At 72.9% G+C, this 15,595-nt stretch carries 13 protein-coding genes; 10 read left to right on the top strand and 3 right to left on the bottom strand.

The features are described from left to right. Positions 1–86 precede the first annotated feature (86 nt). Positions 87–1,034, bottom strand: a complete 948-nt coding sequence (locus ABZX75_RS31195) for a trypsin-like peptidase domain-containing protein (protein WP_355416534.1) — start codon at positions 1,032–1,034, stop codon at positions 87–89. A 229-nt stretch (positions 1,035–1,263) separates the two neighbouring features. Between ABZX75_RS31195 and ABZX75_RS31190 the strand changes: the two genes are divergently transcribed. The 6 genes from ABZX75_RS31190 (at position 1,264) to ABZX75_RS31165 (ending at position 8,403) form a co-directional block, all read left to right on the top strand. Continuing rightward, the gene (locus ABZX75_RS31190; protein ID WP_355416531.1) at positions 1,264–2,313 is read left to right on the top strand and encodes a phosphatidylinositol-specific phospholipase C domain-containing protein; all 1,050 of its coding nucleotides are present in this window, start codon (positions 1,264–1,266) and stop codon (positions 2,311–2,313) included. Between the two features lie 249 nt (positions 2,314–2,562). Then, positions 2,563–3,567, top strand: a complete 1,005-nt coding sequence (locus ABZX75_RS31185) for a hypothetical protein (RefSeq protein ID WP_355416528.1) — start codon at positions 2,563–2,565, stop codon at positions 3,565–3,567. 185 nt (positions 3,568–3,752) lie between these two features. Further along, on the top strand, positions 3,753–5,084 hold the full coding sequence (locus tag ABZX75_RS31180; RefSeq protein ID WP_355416525.1) for an erythromycin esterase family protein: 1,332 nt from the start codon (positions 3,753–3,755) through the stop codon (positions 5,082–5,084). 88 nt (positions 5,085–5,172) lie between these two features. Beyond that, complete coding sequence (locus tag ABZX75_RS31175; RefSeq protein WP_355416522.1) at positions 5,173–6,444, top strand: glycosyltransferase 87 family protein; 1,272 nt, start codon at positions 5,173–5,175, stop codon at positions 6,442–6,444. Next, positions 6,441–7,184 carry an FkbM family methyltransferase gene (locus tag ABZX75_RS31170; RefSeq protein ID WP_355416519.1) on the top strand — a complete coding sequence of 248 codons (744 nt, stop codon included), beginning with the start codon at positions 6,441–6,443 and terminating at the stop codon, positions 7,182–7,184. Before ABZX75_RS31175 ends, ABZX75_RS31170 begins: the two co-directional genes overlap by 4 nt. Before the next feature lie 64 nt (positions 7,185–7,248). Then, the gene (locus ABZX75_RS31165) at positions 7,249–8,403 is read left to right on the top strand and encodes a glycosyltransferase family 4 protein (RefSeq protein ID WP_355416516.1); all 1,155 of its coding nucleotides are present in this window, start codon (positions 7,249–7,251) and stop codon (positions 8,401–8,403) included. Between the two features lie 20 nt (positions 8,404–8,423). On the opposite strand, the gene ABZX75_RS31160 is transcribed toward ABZX75_RS31165, so the two are convergent. Both ABZX75_RS31160 and ABZX75_RS31155 read right to left on the bottom strand, forming a co-directional pair. After that, positions 8,424–9,092, bottom strand: coding sequence for a response regulator transcription factor (locus tag ABZX75_RS31160; protein ID WP_355416513.1), 669 nt, complete (start codon positions 9,090–9,092; stop codon positions 8,424–8,426). Further along, the gene (locus tag ABZX75_RS31155; protein ID WP_355416510.1) at positions 9,080–10,357 is read right to left on the bottom strand and encodes a sensor domain-containing protein; all 1,278 of its coding nucleotides are present in this window, start codon (positions 10,355–10,357) and stop codon (positions 9,080–9,082) included. Before ABZX75_RS31155 ends, ABZX75_RS31160 begins: the two co-directional genes overlap by 13 nt. Positions 10,358–10,533: 176 nt before the next feature. On the opposite strand from ABZX75_RS31155, the gene ABZX75_RS31150 reads away from it, so the two are divergent. The 4 genes from ABZX75_RS31150 (at position 10,534) to ABZX75_RS31135 (ending at position 15,491) form a co-directional block, all read left to right on the top strand. After that, positions 10,534–11,280: an ABC transporter ATP-binding protein gene (locus ABZX75_RS31150; protein ID WP_355416507.1), complete on the top strand. Its 747-nt coding sequence runs from the start codon at positions 10,534–10,536 to the stop codon at positions 11,278–11,280. Then, positions 11,280–13,265: an ABC transporter permease gene (locus ABZX75_RS31145; protein ID WP_355416504.1), complete on the top strand. Its 1,986-nt coding sequence runs from the start codon at positions 11,280–11,282 to the stop codon at positions 13,263–13,265. The genes ABZX75_RS31150 and ABZX75_RS31145 overlap by 1 nt, the downstream gene beginning before the upstream one ends. Positions 13,266–13,418: 153 nt before the next feature. Beyond that, positions 13,419–14,090 carry a response regulator transcription factor gene (locus ABZX75_RS31140; RefSeq protein WP_355416501.1) on the top strand — a complete coding sequence of 224 codons (672 nt, stop codon included), beginning with the start codon at positions 13,419–13,421 and terminating at the stop codon, positions 14,088–14,090. Between the two features lie 27 nt (positions 14,091–14,117). Beyond that, the gene (locus ABZX75_RS31135) at positions 14,118–15,491 is read left to right on the top strand and encodes a sensor histidine kinase (RefSeq protein WP_355416498.1); all 1,374 of its coding nucleotides are present in this window, start codon (positions 14,118–14,120) and stop codon (positions 15,489–15,491) included. The last annotated feature ends 104 nt before the right edge of the window (positions 15,492–15,595 follow it).

The following is a 15,595-nucleotide window of genomic DNA, read 5'->3' as shown; positions in this document are numbered from 1 at the left end:
ATACGCGCAGACCTCCACCAGGGCCTCCTCGAACTCGCCTGCTCCATCATCTGCTTGAGACGGCTACGCACCGCATTCTGAAACGATCAGTAAGGCCCGGGCTGGGTGGAGCGTTCGTACACGGCGCGGACGCCGTCGCCGAAGTAGCTGCTGTACGAGGTCTCGTCGTCCCCGCCCCCGTCCCGGCCGCCGATCACCCCGATCAGGGTGCGGGCGTCGGTCAGGACGGGTCCGCCGCTCGTGCCGTTGGGGATGTCCGCGCAGTCCAGGCGCAGCTGGGCCGGCCCGGCCGCGTGGGCCGTCGTACGGCAGTCCACCGGGTGTTCCTCGGTGTTCGGGTAGCCCACGACCCGTGACGGGGCGGGGAGTTCAGGTCCGAAGCGGATCGTCGCGGCTCCGGTGACGTCCTCAAGCCGCTGCCCGGGGTGGCCGGGGCGGCGCAGCCGGATGAAGGCGACGTCGTGGTCGGGGTCCTGGTCCTCGGTCCAGCGGGGGTCGACGTCGATCCGGGTCGGCACCCAGATGCCGTACGGCGCCACGCCGTCCCGGTAGCCGGGGGCGAAGGCGAGGTTGGTGCGGAAGCCGCCCCTGTAGACGCAGTGGGCGGCGGTCACGATGAGGTCGCCGCCCGGGGAGTGGACCACGCCGGCCGAGCAGTGGTGGTCGGGGTCGCCGTCGTTGCCGGGGGAGAAGAGCGCGCCGATCGCGGGCTCGGCGGGGGCCGGGCGGGCCTCCAGGGGGTCGGAGGGCTGCCAGCCGGCGGACCGCCAGTCCACCGGGGCGCCGTCGCCGAAGGCCCTGCCGTCGGTGGGCGGGTCCGGCTCCTCGCGGACGATCCCGTCGAGCACGGCGGACGCCGTCCGGTCGGCGCGCTCCGGATCCTGCCGGTAGCTGCCCTGCGCGGGATCCCCGTCCGCGAGATGCGCGACGATGCCGCGCCACTGCCAGGCAGCGGCGCCCGCGAGGAGCAGCGCGCACAGGACGCCCACGAGCACGCAGACCCGTACGGCCCGTCCCTTAACCCTGCTGACCATGTGACACTCCCGCCCCGGCGATTCGTCCGGTGCGGCGTCCGCTGCCGCCTCCGACGCTTCGTTCGATGGGCATGAAGCGGAGAGGGGTTCCGGACTCGGGACGTGTCCGTGATCACACACCTCCGCGCGTCACCCTCCGTCCTTCCGCATGTCACCCAACTCCCTTACGCTCCACGCGCATTGACCGTGTACATGTCGGACCGATGGATGGACGGACGGGAGCCCGGGCATGAGATCGCTCAACCGGATGGCGGGGTCGGTGGCCGCGGGCCTGGCGGCCGTGGCCCTCGCGCTGAGTACGGCACCGGCCGGCGCCGCCGCGCCCGCCGCGGACGGTCTCCCGTACGCGGGATCGACCGGCGTCGGCGTGCACAACGCCTACGAGAAGTCCAAATACCCCTACTTCGCGGACGCGCTGGACTCCGGCGCCGCCATGCTCGAACTCGACGTGTGGACCAACTTCTTCGGCAGCTCGTGGCGGGTCTCCCACGACAACCCCTTCGGCAACGACAACAACTGCGAGAACGCCACCAGCCCCGCCCAGTTGCGCACCAAGTCCCGCAACCAGAACCTCGCGGGCTGCCTCTCCGACATCCGCAGCTGGCACGACGCCCACCCCGGCCACCGGCCGGTCATCCTGAAGGTCGAGCTCAAAGACGGCTTCGCCGCCAATCTGGGGCGCGGGCCGGCCGACCTCGACGCGCTGCTGACGGGAAAGCTCGGGGACGCCGTCTACCGTCCCGGTCAGCTGGCCGCAGGCCACCCCGACCTCGACACGGCCGCCCGGGCCGGGGCCTGGCCCAGCCGGGCGGACCTGGCCGGGAAGTTCATCGTGGAGCTGATCCCCGGCACCGTGGAGGAAGGCAACGGCTCGGACACCCTGTGGACCGACCGGGAGTACGCCACCCACCTGCGCTCCCTCGCCGCGGCGGGCCGGCTCGGCCAGGCCGCTGCCTTCCCGGCCGTGCACCGGGCCGAGGCCGGTGACCCGCGCGGGCGCTACGCCGACGCCTCGATCCGCCCCTGGTTCGTGATCTTCGACGGGGATGCGAGCGCGTACGCGAGCGGCTCCATCGACGCCGCCTGGTACGACCGCAACCACTACCTGCTGATCGCCACCGACGCCCACGGCGTCGCCCCCGCCATCGACTCCACCCGGCCGACCGAGGCCCAGGCCCGCGAACGCCTCGCGCTGCTCGCCGGACGCCACGCCTCCGTCGTGTCGGCCGACTGGTATCCGCTGCCGCAGGTCCTGGGCACCGTGGTGCCCCGCGGCTAGGAACCTCCCGCCGGTCCGGACCGGACCGGCGGTCCCACGTCACCTCCGACCTCCACACCCCGCGCGTCGAGCGGTACCCGACGACACGGCGACCGCCGGACCCGGCCCGCCCGAGCGGGCCGGAACCCGCCGTTTCCACCCGGTGGCGACGTCGTTGATCAACCGGGTGATCCCGGGGCGGCGGACAGGCTCTCTCCTCCCGGGCTTCGGACCCCACGCCTCGGCAACCGGACCACAGGGATATGAGCGATGCTCCTCGACTCCACCCCGCCCACCCGCGATCCCCGTCGCGCTGTGGTGACGCCCCGCGGCACGACGGCCCGCACACCGGCCGAGGCGTCGCCGCTGATCCTTCCCATGCCCGGCGGGGAACTGGCCCCCTGCCACCACGACCGCTGCGCGGACCGCCTGGACGGTGAGCTGTCCGCCCTGCGCACGAGCCTCACCGAGGGTCCGCCCGCCGCGTACCTGCCACCGTCCGACGAGACCGGCCTGGTCCGCCACCGCTGGCGCACCGGCCACCACGCGGCGCTCGTCGTACGCCAGTTGCAGGCGCGGGCGCTGAACGCGCTGGCCGCCACACCCGAAGCGGAGGCCAGGCGTCTGATCGTCTGGACGGTGGCGCTGTACGACGTCCACTCGGTGCTCTTCCTGTACTCCGGCAGCTGCTCGCCCGAGCAGTACGCGGCCGTCCTGCGCCCGGGGATGATGACCGCGCACCCCGCCTTCAGCGCCGAGTGGGCCCGCGACCACGCTCCTGTGCCCATCGCCCTGCGCGCGGCCCAGGACCGTCACCGGGCCTGCGCACTCGACCCGCTGACCCGCGCGGTCACGCACAATCAGCGGGTGCACACGGCCGTGGGCAGAAGGCTCGTCGCCGATGGCGCGGCTCCGCTCCAGTGGGCCGGCCGCCGCTCCGGCGACGGGCCCACCGAGGCCGAACACGCCCTGGCCGACGCGCACTTCGGCGTGGCGAGGCGCCCCGTGTGCGCTTCGGTCCACCGGGCGCAGCTGGTCCGGCTGCTCACCCTGTGCCTGGCGGACATCGGTGCCCACGGCCTCGGCCCGCTCCCTGACGGCTGCCCCGGACGGTTCGGGCGCGAAGCCGTCTCCCGCCTGGTGGCGGTGGCGGTGGCCGAGGAGCCGCCCGCATGCGCCGCGCCGCTCCCGCAGGCCCCGGCGCTCCCCGCTCTCCCCCCGCTCCCGCAGCCGCACCCCACGAAGCCGCAGCCCACGAAGGGACGTACGACATGAGAAGGCCCGAGGACGACGTGTCGCCGACCGGTCGGCCTGCGGATCACCCCGGCCCCGGTGACCCCTCGCCCCCGAAACGCGCCGTCCTTCCGGTTTAGCGGGGTGCCCGGGGTCGGGTCACCCCGTGGGGTGGCGGGGGGTGCGTCGGATGGCCGCGGTGCCCGCCCGGGGCAGAGCCTTGGCGTATGACACGACACCGGTCGGCACTCTTGCTCGTACTGCTGCTCTGCGTGGGCGCTCTCCTCACCGCCGCGCTGCCCCCACCCGAGCAGCGGGCCCTGTCCGCCATGGAACGCGCCGCCCACCCGCTGGAGAGCACCGGGCCCGACGGGGACCTGAGCGACCTGCGGCCCTTCGGGCGGATGGTCGGCGACGCCCGGGTCGTCGGGCTGGGCGAGGCGACGCACAGCTCGCACGAGTTCTTCACGCTGAAGCACCGCGTCATGCGCTACCTGGTCGAGGAGAAGGGCTTTCGGACCTTCGCGCTGGAGGCGAGCTGGAGCAGCGGCCTGCGGCTCGACGCGTACCTGCTGACGGGCAGGAGCGATCCGCGGCAGATCATGCGAGAGGAGTTCCAGGACACCTACGCCTGGTGGAACACCGAGGAGTACCTGGCGCTCATCGAATGGATGCGCGCCTACAACAACGCCCACCCGCAGGATCCGTTGCGTTTCATGGGCGACGACTTCGCCTACGCCGGGCCGGAGCTCTACGACAAGGTGCTCGACTACGTGGCCCGGGAACACCCGGCGCTGCTGCCCCGATTCAACGAGCTGTACGGGGGCCTGCGTCCCACCACCGCGGCCGGCCCGTACATGAAGGGGTACCTCGACCGCCCCCTGGCCGAACGACGGGACATGGCCGCCAGGAGCGAACAAGCCCTGGCCCTGCTCACCGAACAGCCGGTGCGCCCGGGAGCGCCGGCGCGGGAGGCGTACGCCTGGGCCGAGCAGCATGCGACCGCCATCGCCCAGACCGCCCGCGGCTACGCCTTCGACTTCGAGGACCCGGAACAGCTCAAGGCGTCCATGCGCTTCCGGGACCGGCTCATGGCCGACAACGTCGCCTGGTGGCACGCGCACACCGGGCAGAAGATCCTGCTGTCCGCCCATGACGCCCACGTCTCCTACCGGACCTCCGACCCGCGCTACCCCACCATGCAAGGCGCCTTCCTGCGCGACCGGTTCGGCGCGGACTACGTGAGTGTCGGCGCGACCTTCGGCCGGGGCTCGTTCAACGCGACCGGCCCCGACGGCGCCACCGGCGTCCACACGCTGGGGCCCGCCGCCCGGGGGAGCAACGAGCACCTCCTCGACCGTGTGAGCCGCCGCGACTACGTCGCCGACCTGCGCACGGCTCCCCGGGCGGCGCGCACCTGGCTGGCCACCGCCCGTCCCACCCGGAGCATCGGCACCGCCTATCCCGAGCCCGAACACCGCATCGCACCGGTGCGGTCGCACGACATCCTCATCCACCTGCACCGGATCCGGGCCGCCCGGCTGCTGGCCGTTCCGTGACCCGCGCACGGGAGGTAGGGGAAACCCGACCACCAGGTCTCGACCTGGCCGTCATGACGGGGCCGAACGACCCGGCTGCAATGGACGGGTGCTTACTCATCAGGTTCATCAGCCTTGGAACGGCAGGGCCTTGTGGTGCGGGGGATGGCTCCTCGCCGCTGTATGGGCCGCCGGATTCCCCCTGATCTCCACGCTGGAGACCCACCGCGTCTGGGGCGTCAGTGCCGCTGTCGGCTATCTGTGCGCGGCCGCCGCCGCGCTGTGGATGCCGCGGGCGGGCGCCCGGACCGTCTCGGTCGCGCTCGCCCTCGCCGGGGCGGTCGCCCTGCCGTTCCTTTACCTCCTGCTGACCGGCAGCGCGCAGAGCGAGGTCGCGGTGATCGAGCGCTCCGGACAGCTGCTGATCCAGCAGGCCACTCCGTATCTGGCCGACCCCCGCACCGTCACGGACGTCACCCCGTACCTGCCCGGGATGGCACTTCTCGGCCTCCCCCGGGCGGTGTTCGCAGCGGACGGCCGACTGCCCCAGCTGCTCGGTGACGCCCGGCTGTGGTGTGCGGCCGCGTTCTTCGCCTGCCTGTGGAGCGGTCGCCGGGTGCTGCGGCTGCCCGCCGACCGCGAGAGCGGCCGCACCGGACGGGCCTTTCCGTACGGGACTGCGCTGGGCGTGCTGACCGCCTCGCCGATCCTGGCGCTGCCCCTGTGCGTGAGCGGAGTCGACCTGCCGCTGGCGGGTCTGCTCTGCCTCGCCCTCGCGCTCGCGGCGCGTCGGCGCCCGGCGGCCGCGGGCCTCGCCCTCGCCGCCGCCTGTTCCCTGAAGTGGACGGCGTGGCCGGCCGTCGCGGTCGCCGTGTCGCTGCTCGCGTACGGTGCGGGGCGGCGGGCCGCGCTGCGCTGCGCCGGCGTGTCAGTGGCGGGCACGGCCCTGGCCCTGCTGCCGAGCGCGCTGCTCTCGCCCGGCCCCATGGTCGAGCAGGTCCTGGCCTTCCCCACCGGCCGCGGGGAGCTGCGGACCCCGGCGAGCAGTCCGCTGCCGGGCAGGCTGCTCGCCGACCTGGGCCCCTACGGCTGGTACGCGGCGGTCGGGCTGCTGCTGGCGGGCGGGCTGGTGGTGGGGGTGTCCCTCGTGCTGCGGCCCCCCTGCGACCTGGTGTCGGCCGCCGACCGCCTGGCCGCCGGCCTCTGCCTGGCCTTCCTGCTGGCCCCCGCCGGGCGGTTCGGGTATCTCGCGCTGCCGGTCGTACTGGTGGTGTGGGCCCGGCTGGTCCGCGCCGGGCAGCGGCCGGCTCCGGTGGCGAGCCGCCTCGTACGGGCCGCCGTACCGGGCCGTCGCCAGCTGTCGGCGGGAGGCGCGCGGTGAACGGCGCCGTCCCTTCCCGGCGCACGGCCGCGGTCGCCGCGGCGCTGCGCTGGAGTGCGCCCCGGCTGATGTGCGTGGAGGACGAGGTGGCCGGGCTGGGCGAGCTGGTGCGGCCCGGCGAGGTCTGCGTGGACGTCGGCGCCGAGTACGGGCTGTACACGTGGGTGCTGTCCGCGCTGGCCGGCCCGACCGGCCAGGTGCACAGCGTGGAGCCGCTGCCCGGCCCGGCCCGCTGGCTGCGCACGGCCTCCCGGCTGCTCGGATCAGGCAATGTGACCGTGCACCGCACCGCCCTGGGGGCGAGGACCGGGCACGGGACGCTGAGTCTCCCGCGACGGCGCGGGCTTCCGGTCCACGGGCGCGCGTACCTCACCGAGGACGCCCGCGGGCCGGGGCCGAACGCGGAGTTCCGCACCTCCCGCCCGGTGGCGACACCGGTCCGCACCCTGGACCAACTGGCGCGTGAGGAACGCCTGGAGCGGATCGGCTTCGTCAAGGCCGATGTCGAGGGCGCCGAACTCGCCGTGCTCCACGGCGGAGCGCGGACCCTGCGCCACCACCGGCCCACGCTCCTGCTGGAGATCGAGAGCCGGCACCTGGAGAAGTACGGATCGCGGCCCGCCGACCTGCTGCGGCATCTGCGCGACTACGGCTACGCGGCCCACCGCTGGCAGCACGGCCGCTGGGCCGCCGTCCCGCGGATCACGGACGACTGCCGCAACTACCTCTTCACCGCCTGAGCTTCCCCCTTCCCCTCCCCTCCCCCTGTCCCTCTTTCCCTCACGTGAGGCTGCGACGACCCCCATGGGCACCACTCTGATCGTCACCAACGACTTCCCGCCCCGGCAGGGCGGCATCGAGACCTTCGTCCACGCGATGGCCACCCGCGTCCCGGGCAACGATGTCGTCGTCCACACGTCGAGCGAACCGGGCGCGGCCGCCTACGACGCCACCTTGCCCTTCCCGGTGATACGGGACCACACCCGCATGCTGCTGCCGACCTCCCGCGTCACCCGCCGCACCCTGGAGATCGCCCGCGCGCACGGCTGTGACCGGGTCTGGTTCGGGGCGGCCGCGCCGCTGGCCGCGATGGCGCCCGCGCTGCGCAAGGGCGGTATCCGGCGGATGGTCGCGACCACGCACGGGCACGAGATCTGGTGGGCCCGTACGCCCGCGGCCCGGCAGCTGATGCGGCGTATCGGCGACCACGTCGACGTCGTGACCTACCTGGGCGAGTACACGCGGCGCCGCATCGCACCGGCGCTCGGGCCCCGGGCACGCCTGGAGCGGCTGGTACCGGGCGTGGACGCGGCGGAGTTCCGGCCGCAGGAGGGCTCCGCGCGCGCGGTGCGCGAGCGGCACGGTCTCGGGGCGCGGCCGGTCGTCCTGTGCGTCTCGCGGCTGGTCGCCCGCAAGGGGCAGGACATGCTGATCCGGGCACTGCCGCTGATCCGGCGGGCCGTGCCGGACGCCGTTCTGGTGATAGTCGGGCAGGGCCCGCACGAGGCACGGCTGCGCGACCTCGCCCGCCGGCACGCCGACGGCCACGTGGTGTTCGCCGGGGGACAGGACCACGCGTCGACCGCCGGGTACTACGCGGCCGCCGATGTGTTCGCGATGCCGTGCCGGACCCGGAAGGCGGGCCTGGAGGCCGAGGGGCTCGGCATCGTGTTCCTGGAGGCCGCCGCCAGCGGGCTGCCGGTCGTCGTGGGCGACTCGGGCGGCGCACCGGACACCGTGCTCGCCGGTGTGACGGGCACGGTCGTCGACGGCAGGGACGTACGGGCCGTCGCCGACGCCGTGGCGCGGACGCTGCTCTCCCCCGAGCGGGCCGAGATGGGCGAGGCGGGCCGGCGCTGGGTGGAGAAGCAGTGGTCGTGGGACGTGTCGGCGGAGCGGCTGACCCGGCTGCTCACCCCGGACACGGACCGGGTGAGCGCGCCGGGCCGGTCCGACTGACGGACGGTCCGACTGACCTGTCAGGGGCTCGGGTTCTCGCCCCGCAGGTGGGCGAGGACCGCCAGCACGCGGCGGTTGCCCTCGGTCGGGTCGAGGTCCAGCTTCATGAAGATGTTGCTGGAGTGCTTGACCACCGAGGCCTCGGTGATGGTGAGCCGCTGCGCGATGGACTGGTTGTTCAGGCCCTCCGCCATGCGGGCGAGCACCTCCCGCTCCCGGGGGGTGAGCCGCTGGAGCGGCTTGTCGGCCGTCTGCTGGAGGAGCAGGACGCGTACCACCTCGGGGTCGATGACGGTCTGTCCGTCCGCCACCCGGTCCAGCGCGTCGAGGAACTCCGAGACCTCGCCGACCCGGTCCTTGAGCAGGTAGCCCAGACCCCCTTCGGCCGAGGAGCCGCCGCTGAACAGCTGGGTGGCGTACGCGGTGGCGACGTACTGGGAGAGCACCAGCACCGGCAGGCCCTCGTGCCGGGCCCGCAGTGCGAGCGCGGCCCGCAGCCCCTCGTCGTGGAAGTCCGGCGGCATCCGCACGTCGGTGATGACCACGTCGGGGCGGTGTTCGTCCACGGCGCGGGCCAGCTCCTCGGCGTCGCCGACGGCGGCGACCACCTCGTGGCCGACCCGGGACAGCAACTCGACCAGCCCGGCCCGCAGCAGTACGGAGTCCTCGGCGAGCACTAGGCGGAGCACGGGACCTCCACGCGCAACTGGGTGGGTCCGCCGACGGGACTGGTCACGATGAGCCTGCCTTTCAGAATGGCCACGCGGTCGGCCAGCCCTTGCAGGCCGGCTCCGGCGGTGGGATCGGCGCCGCCGTGCCCGTCGTCGGTGATCAGCAGGACGAGCTTGTCGTTCTTGAGCCGGCCGACGACGGCGACGTGATCGGCGCCGCTGTGCTTCGAAGCGTTGGTCAGCGCCTCGGTGATGGTGAAGTACGCCATGGTCTCGACGGACGTAGGGATCCGGTGCGGCAGTTCGATGTCGACGGTCACCGGGATGGGGTTGCGGAGCGCGAGCTCGGCGACGGCCGCAGGCAGGCCGTGGTCCGTGAGGACCTGGGGGTGGATGCCGCGTACGAGTCCGCGCAGCTCGGCCAGGGCCTGGCGGGCTTCACCGCGCGCCCGGGCGATGAGCGCGGAGGCGGGCGAGTCCTGGCCGCGCAGCTCCAGTTCGGCCAGGCCGAGGGTCATGCTGAGGGCGACGAGCTGCTGTTGGGCGCCGTCGTGCAGATCCCGCTCGATGCGGCGGCGCTCGGCCTCGAAGGCGTCGATCAACCGGGCCCGGGAGCGGGTGAGTTCGATGACGCGGCTGCTGAGGTCCTCTTCACGGGCCGAGAGCAGGAACTGGGCGATGCGTACCTGCGCGCCGGCCAGCAGCCCGCCCGCGTACGCGCAGACGAGCAGCCCGAACAGCCCGGCGGCGGTTCCCGGCAGGGCGCCGGCGGGGTGCGAGATGGCCTGGCCCGGGATCAGCATCACCGTGTCGGGGGAGATGGCCCAGACGATGACGGGAGCGACCGTCAGCATCAGGGAGAGCCCGAGGAGAGCGGTGAAACCGACCCCGGTGGCGGTGAACACCACGCCGAAGACCAGGGCGTAGGCGAGCTCCCGCCACGTCGCGCGCTCCCGCAGCCGGGTCCGCAGCCACGGCAGCGCGCCGGTCCCGGGAAGCGAGCCGTGCGGGTCGAGCAGCGGGTCCGGTTCGACGATGCGCATGCGGCGCCGCTCCAGGGCGGCGACCGGGATCCCGGAAACCGCGGCGGCCATCAGCACCACGAGGCCGATGCCCACCACCGACAGGCCGACGCCGACGAAGAGCAGGGCGGCGAGGCCGAGCAGGACCAGGAATCCCAGGACGGTCCCGCTGAGGAGGAAGGCCCAGGCGCGCAGCGGCCAGACCGTGAGGGGGAAGCGCAGGGGCCGCCGTCGCAGGGCTTCCCAGACGGCGACGGTCATGGTGCGGATCTCCCCGGTGGTTCGCGTCGGATCCTGCTCTTCGGTCGCGTCGGATCCTGGTCCTGGGACCCGACTCTACCGTCCGGCGCGCGCGGCCCATGGTAGGGAAAACCCTCCCCCCATGACTCCGTGCAGGGCCACTGCGCCCGCCGGGCTCCCTCTGCTGAACTGGGGTTATGTCACTGCTCACCGACATCCAGCTGCCCGCCGTCCACCTCGCTTCCGTCTCCAAGAGCTACCCGAGTGCCGCAGGCCCCGTCCCCGTGCTCCACGCGGTCAGCGTGGGATTCCCGACGCGCGCCCTCACCGCGGTGATGGGCCCGTCCGGCTCCGGCAAGACCACCCTGCTGCACTGCGCGGCGGGCCTGGACCGGCCTGACAGCGGGAAGGTCCTCCTCGGCGACACGGACCTCGCGGCATGCAGCGAACGGCAGTTGACGGAGATCCGGCGCAGCCGCATCGGCTTCGTCTTCCAGCAGTTCAACCTGCTGCCGATGCTCACGGCGTACGAGAACGTGGCGCTGCCGCTGCGGCTCCAGGGCGGCCGCGTCAAGCGGGCGCAGGTCATGGAAGCGCTGCGCCAGGTGGGCCTGGACGACAAGGCGGGCCGGCGGCCGGCGCAGCTGTCCGGCGGGCAGCAGCAGCGGGTGGCGATCGCGCGGACCCTGGTGGCCGAGCCGGAGATCGTCTTCGCCGACGAGCCCACCGGCTCCCTGGACCGCCAGAGCGGCCGGCAGATCATGGCCTTGCTGCGGGACACCGTGGACCGGGCGGGCCGTACGGTCGCCATGGTCACGCACGATCCGGCGGCCGCCGCCTGCGCTGACCGGGTGATCTTCCTCTCGGACGGCAAGGTCGTGGGGCGGCTCGACCACCCCACCGCCGACGCGGTCGCCCACCAGCTGAGCCTGTGGGAGCGCTGATGTGGCGCATCTCGGTCCAGTCGGTGCGCCACTACTGGGCGCTCTTCGTCGGTACGTTCGTGGCGCTCGCCCTCGGTGTGGCGCTGATCGGTGTCTCGGCCTCCGCGCTGGCCGCGACCTGGGCGGTGGAGCAGCCCTCGGGCGCCGCCGCCGCGTCGGTGACCCTCACGGACGGTACGGGCGCGGCCCGCACGCTCTCCAGCGGCGCGCTGGACATGGGCGGGGTACAGAGCGTGCTGGCGATCGCCGGCGTGGTCTCGGCATTCGTGACGGTCTTCGTCATCGCGGGCACCTGCGCCTTCAGCATCGCCCTGCGGCGCCGGGACATGGGGCTGCTGCGGCTCGTCGGCGCGGGCGGTCCGCAGGTGCGCCGCATGGTGATGGGCGAGTCCCTCGCGGTGGCCGTGCCCGCCGCTCTGGTGGGCTGCGCCGTCGCGGCCGTGGCCGCGCCCCACGCGGTGGACGCCCTGAACGGCACCGGTCTGTCGCCGGTCGATTTGCGACCGGGACCGCTGTTCTGGCCCCTGGTGTTCGCGGCGGGCAGCGGCCTGGTCATCGCGGTGGCGGGGGTGCTCACCGCCTCGAAGCGTGCGGCCCGGGTACGGCCCACGGAGGCGCTGCGCGAGGCCGACCTGGACTCGCACACCATGACCGCCGGACGCGCGGTGATGGGCGCGCTGACGCTCGTCACCGGCGCGGTGATGGTGGCGCTGGCTCCGAACGCGGGTGTGGAGGCGGCCACTCCGCTGGCGCTCTTCGGCACGATGGCGCTGGCCGTCGCGGCGACCCTGCTGGGTCCCCTCTACCTCCCGCCGCTGCTGCGGCTGGTGTCGCTGCCGCTGCGCTGGGCCGACCCGGTCGCCGGGCGGCTGGCGGTGGAGGCGACCGGCACCTCCCGACGCCGGACGGCCTCACTGGTGGGGCCGGTCCTGGCGATCGTGGCGATCGTCGGGGTGTTCACGACGGTGATGTCCACCACGGGCGCGGCCACCGAAGCCGACGACCGCGCCCGCACCGCCGCCCAGCTCGTCGTCGAGCCCGCCGGGGGCGACGGCCTGACCGACGGTGAACTGGCCGTGCTGCGCGCGGACAAGCGGGTGGCGGCGGTCTCGGCGCCCGCTCCGGTGGACGTCGCGGTGGCCGGACCGCACTCGGTGTGGAAGGACCAGGCCCCGGTCGCCGACCCGGTCGCGCTCGCACGCGCCCATCGGATCACCGTGAACGAAGGGGCTGTCGGGCCGCTCCAGGCCGGTCAGGTCGCGATCTCGAAGGAGTTCGCCGACTGGTACGGGCACCACGCGGGCAGCGAGATCACCTACGGGCTGTTCGGCGGCGAGCCGGTCACGGCGCGGGTGACGGCGGTGCTGGACGGCGGGTCCGCCGTACCGCATCTGCTGCTGCCCGCCGACGTCCGGGACGCGGCGGCGCGGCCGGAACGCGCGCACGTGGTGCTGGACGCGGCGTCGGCGGACTCCGCCGGGAAGGCCGCCGCGGAACTGGCCGAACGACTGGGCGGGGACCGGGTGAAGGTCACACCGACGGACCTCTGGTTCGAGCACGCCGCCACCGACCAGGACCGCCTCAATCAGCTCGTGCTGCTGGTCCTGACCGGCCCGGCGTCCCTGTACGCGCTGATCGCCGTGGCGAGCACGCTCGTGATGTCGTACAGCCGGCGCGGCCGTGAGATCGCCGGCATGCGCATGGTCGGCGTGAGTACGGGACAACTGCGCCGGATGGCATTGTGGGAAACCCTCGGCACCACCCTGGCCGGGGTCGCGATCGCGGCGGCGGTGGTCGCTCTCGGCGCCCGGGCGTACCGGGGGGCGCTCACGGTGTTCGGAGGCGAGGCGCCACTGAGCGTGCCGTGGGGTCTGCTGGGATCGCTGGCCGGAGCCTGCCTCCTCGTGGGCGTGGTGGTGAGCCTGTCGGCCGTCGGACGACTGGTGCGGCGGGGCGGCGTGGCTGCTATCACTTCGCGCCAGTGAACTGGGGCATAGGGTGTGGTACGGCGGCTGGCGTAGCGTTTCCCGCCCGGCCGCCCCTATGCTGAGCGCCCTCAGACACACGGATCTACTTCAAGGGCACCGTTCGACGGCCGAGTCCGGCGAATGGCACGATCCTCACGAGCAGGAGTCTTCATGCGCGTCGCGATCGCCGAGGATTCCGCGCTCTTGCGAGCAGGAATAGCGCGGCTGCTGGCGGACGAGGGAATAGAAGTCGTCGCTTCCATGGGTGACACCACGAATGTGCTCGACGTGGTCGAGAGCACTCGGCCCCATGTGGTGATTCTCGATGTGCGCATGCCGCCCACCTTCACCGACGAGGGCATCCGCGCGGCCATCGAGATCCAGCGGCGCTGCGCGGACACCGCGGTCCTGTTGCTGTCCCAGTACGTGGAGCCCACGTACGCGGAGGAACTGGTCCGTAACGCCCACGGCGGTACGGGATATCTGCTCAAGCAGCGGGTCGGGGACTTCGAGGAGTTCCTTTCGGCACTGCGGCGGGTCCGGCGAGGCGAAACCGTCCTGGACTCCGACATCTTCAAGCAGTTCATCGGCAGTCCGCGGGAAAAGCGAGCGACGGGCCTGCTGACGCCACGGGAACGCCAAGTACTGGAACTCATGGCAACAGGTCTGACGAACAGCGGCATCGTCAACCGGCTCGGCATCTCCGAACGCGCCGTCGAAAAACATGTCACCTCCATCCTGGGCAAGCTGAAAATCCCCAACTCGGGGGAGAATCACCGGCGCGTGCTGGCGGTACTCGACTATCTGCGCGGCATAGAACGGCTGCACGACAGCACTGAGTGAAATGTAGTGGTTCGTAGTTCCGTGAAATTGCCGAATCCTTACCGCGTCGCGGCCGGGCTCATCTACCTCTCGGTCGGCAGCCTCGTCGGTCTGCTGGTCGCCCCGCTCGTCGTCATCTCCCTGGCGCTGCGCGCCGTCTCCTGGCTGCTGCTCGTCGGACTGCCGGCGTCGGTGGCCCTGTGCGTGCGCGGCGGGGCGCGCCTGGCCCGGCTGGCCGGGATCGCCGCGAGGACGAGCCGGCCGCCCGGGCAGGGCCAGGCGCTGCGCGACGCCCTGCGGGAAGTCCCGGCACGGATGGCCGCCCTGCGCGACGGCCTCTCCTTCAGCCTGCCGCTGCTGCGGGCGGTCGCCGACCTGGAACGGCTTTTGGCCCACTCCGTCGCCGGGGACTCCGTGCCGGGGGAGGCGCCGCACCGGGCGGCGCTGCGTGAGGAGCGGGGTCGTCCCTCGGAGGCGAGCTGGGACGACATCGGATACCTGGGCCTGCTGCTGCTCGGCACGGTCTGGCTGGTGCCGCTCGCCGCCCTGGTGATTCCCCTCGTCGCCTTCATCGTGGCCCTGCCGGTGGGGGCGCCCGAACAGCTGGCCTTCGGGCCAGGCAACACGATCCTGGTGGCCGAGCCGGGCACGCGCGTGCTCGTCGCGCTCGCGGCCGCGCTCGCCTTCGCCGTGCTGGTCTGCCTGTTGTTCTGGATGGGCAAGCTGCGTGCCCGCATGGTGCGCGGCATCCTCAGCCGTATCGACGAGGCGGAGGCGCAGCGCCGGGAAGAGGCGGCCGAACGGCAGCGCATAGCGGCCCTGCGCGTCAACGACGCCGACTACCGCCGGCTGGAGCGGGACCTGCACGACGGCGCGCAGGCCCGACTGGCCGTTCTCCTGATGAACCTTTCGCACGCGAAACGCCGCAAGAGCGATGACGCGGCATATCTTTCCCGCCTGGTGGACGAAACGCACCAGGAGATCCGAAAGGCGCTCGACGAGATACGGGACCTGGTCCGGGGAATTCAGCCCCCCATTCTCAGCGACCGCGGACTCGACGCGGCGGTCACGGCATTGACCGAGAGATTCCACGTGCCCGTCACCGTGTCCAGCGGTCTCGACCGGCGACCCGACGTCGATGTCGAATCGACGGCTTATTACATCATCGCCGAATGTCTGGCCAATACGGTCAAGCACGCGTCGGCCACGTGCATCCACGTGAGTCTGGAGCAGGACGACAGTCACCTCGTCGTCTCCGTCACCGACGACGGCGCCGGAGGGGCCTCCCCGCAGTCCGGGACGGGCCTGCGCGGTCTGGAGGACCGGGCCGCCGCTCTCAGCGGGCGGCTGGAAGTCACCAGTCCACCCGGTGGCCCCACCACGGTCCAGGCCACTCTGCCGTGGTCGAAAAACAGCCTCTGACCTGCATCTTTGCCTCATATCGAAAGCCCTTGCCCTTCCTCGATCAAGTGACCGAGGATGAGGGGGTACGGGTAGCCGCACCCTGTGGGGTGCGGCTACCCGTA

Origin of the sequence: Streptomyces sp. NPDC003038 (genome assembly GCF_040611115.1) — a bacterium.
GTDB lineage: Bacteria > Actinomycetota > Actinomycetes > Streptomycetales > Streptomycetaceae > Streptomyces.
Note: the sequence above shows the minus strand (reverse complement) of the source record. Positions and strands in the feature narration are given on the sequence as shown.

What these genes read in the sequence shown, in the direction of transcription:
- ABZX75_RS31190 (WP_355416531.1), top strand. Translation starts at nt 1,264, where the DNA reads ATGAGATCGCTCAACCGGATGGCGGGGTCGGTGGCCGCGGGCCTGGCG.
- ABZX75_RS31140 (WP_355416501.1), top strand. Translation starts at nt 13,419, where the DNA reads ATGCGCGTCGCGATCGCCGAGGATTCCGCGCTCTTGCGAGCAGGAATA.
- ABZX75_RS31180 (WP_355416525.1), top strand. Translation starts at nt 3,753, where the DNA reads ATGACACGACACCGGTCGGCACTCTTGCTCGTACTGCTGCTCTGCGTG.
- ABZX75_RS31185 (WP_355416528.1), top strand. Translation starts at nt 2,563, where the DNA reads ATGCTCCTCGACTCCACCCCGCCCACCCGCGATCCCCGTCGCGCTGTG.
- ABZX75_RS31150 (WP_355416507.1), top strand. Translation starts at nt 10,534, where the DNA reads ATGTCACTGCTCACCGACATCCAGCTGCCCGCCGTCCACCTCGCTTCC.
- ABZX75_RS31165 (WP_355416516.1), top strand. Translation starts at nt 7,249, where the DNA reads ATGGGCACCACTCTGATCGTCACCAACGACTTCCCGCCCCGGCAGGGC.
- ABZX75_RS31195 (WP_355416534.1), bottom strand. Translation starts at nt 1,034, where the DNA reads ATGGTCAGCAGGGTTAAGGGACGGGCCGTACGGGTCTGCGTGCTCGTG.
- ABZX75_RS31145 (WP_355416504.1), top strand. Translation starts at nt 11,280, where the DNA reads ATGTGGCGCATCTCGGTCCAGTCGGTGCGCCACTACTGGGCGCTCTTC.
- ABZX75_RS31155 (WP_355416510.1), bottom strand. Translation starts at nt 10,357, where the DNA reads ATGACCGTCGCCGTCTGGGAAGCCCTGCGACGGCGGCCCCTGCGCTTC.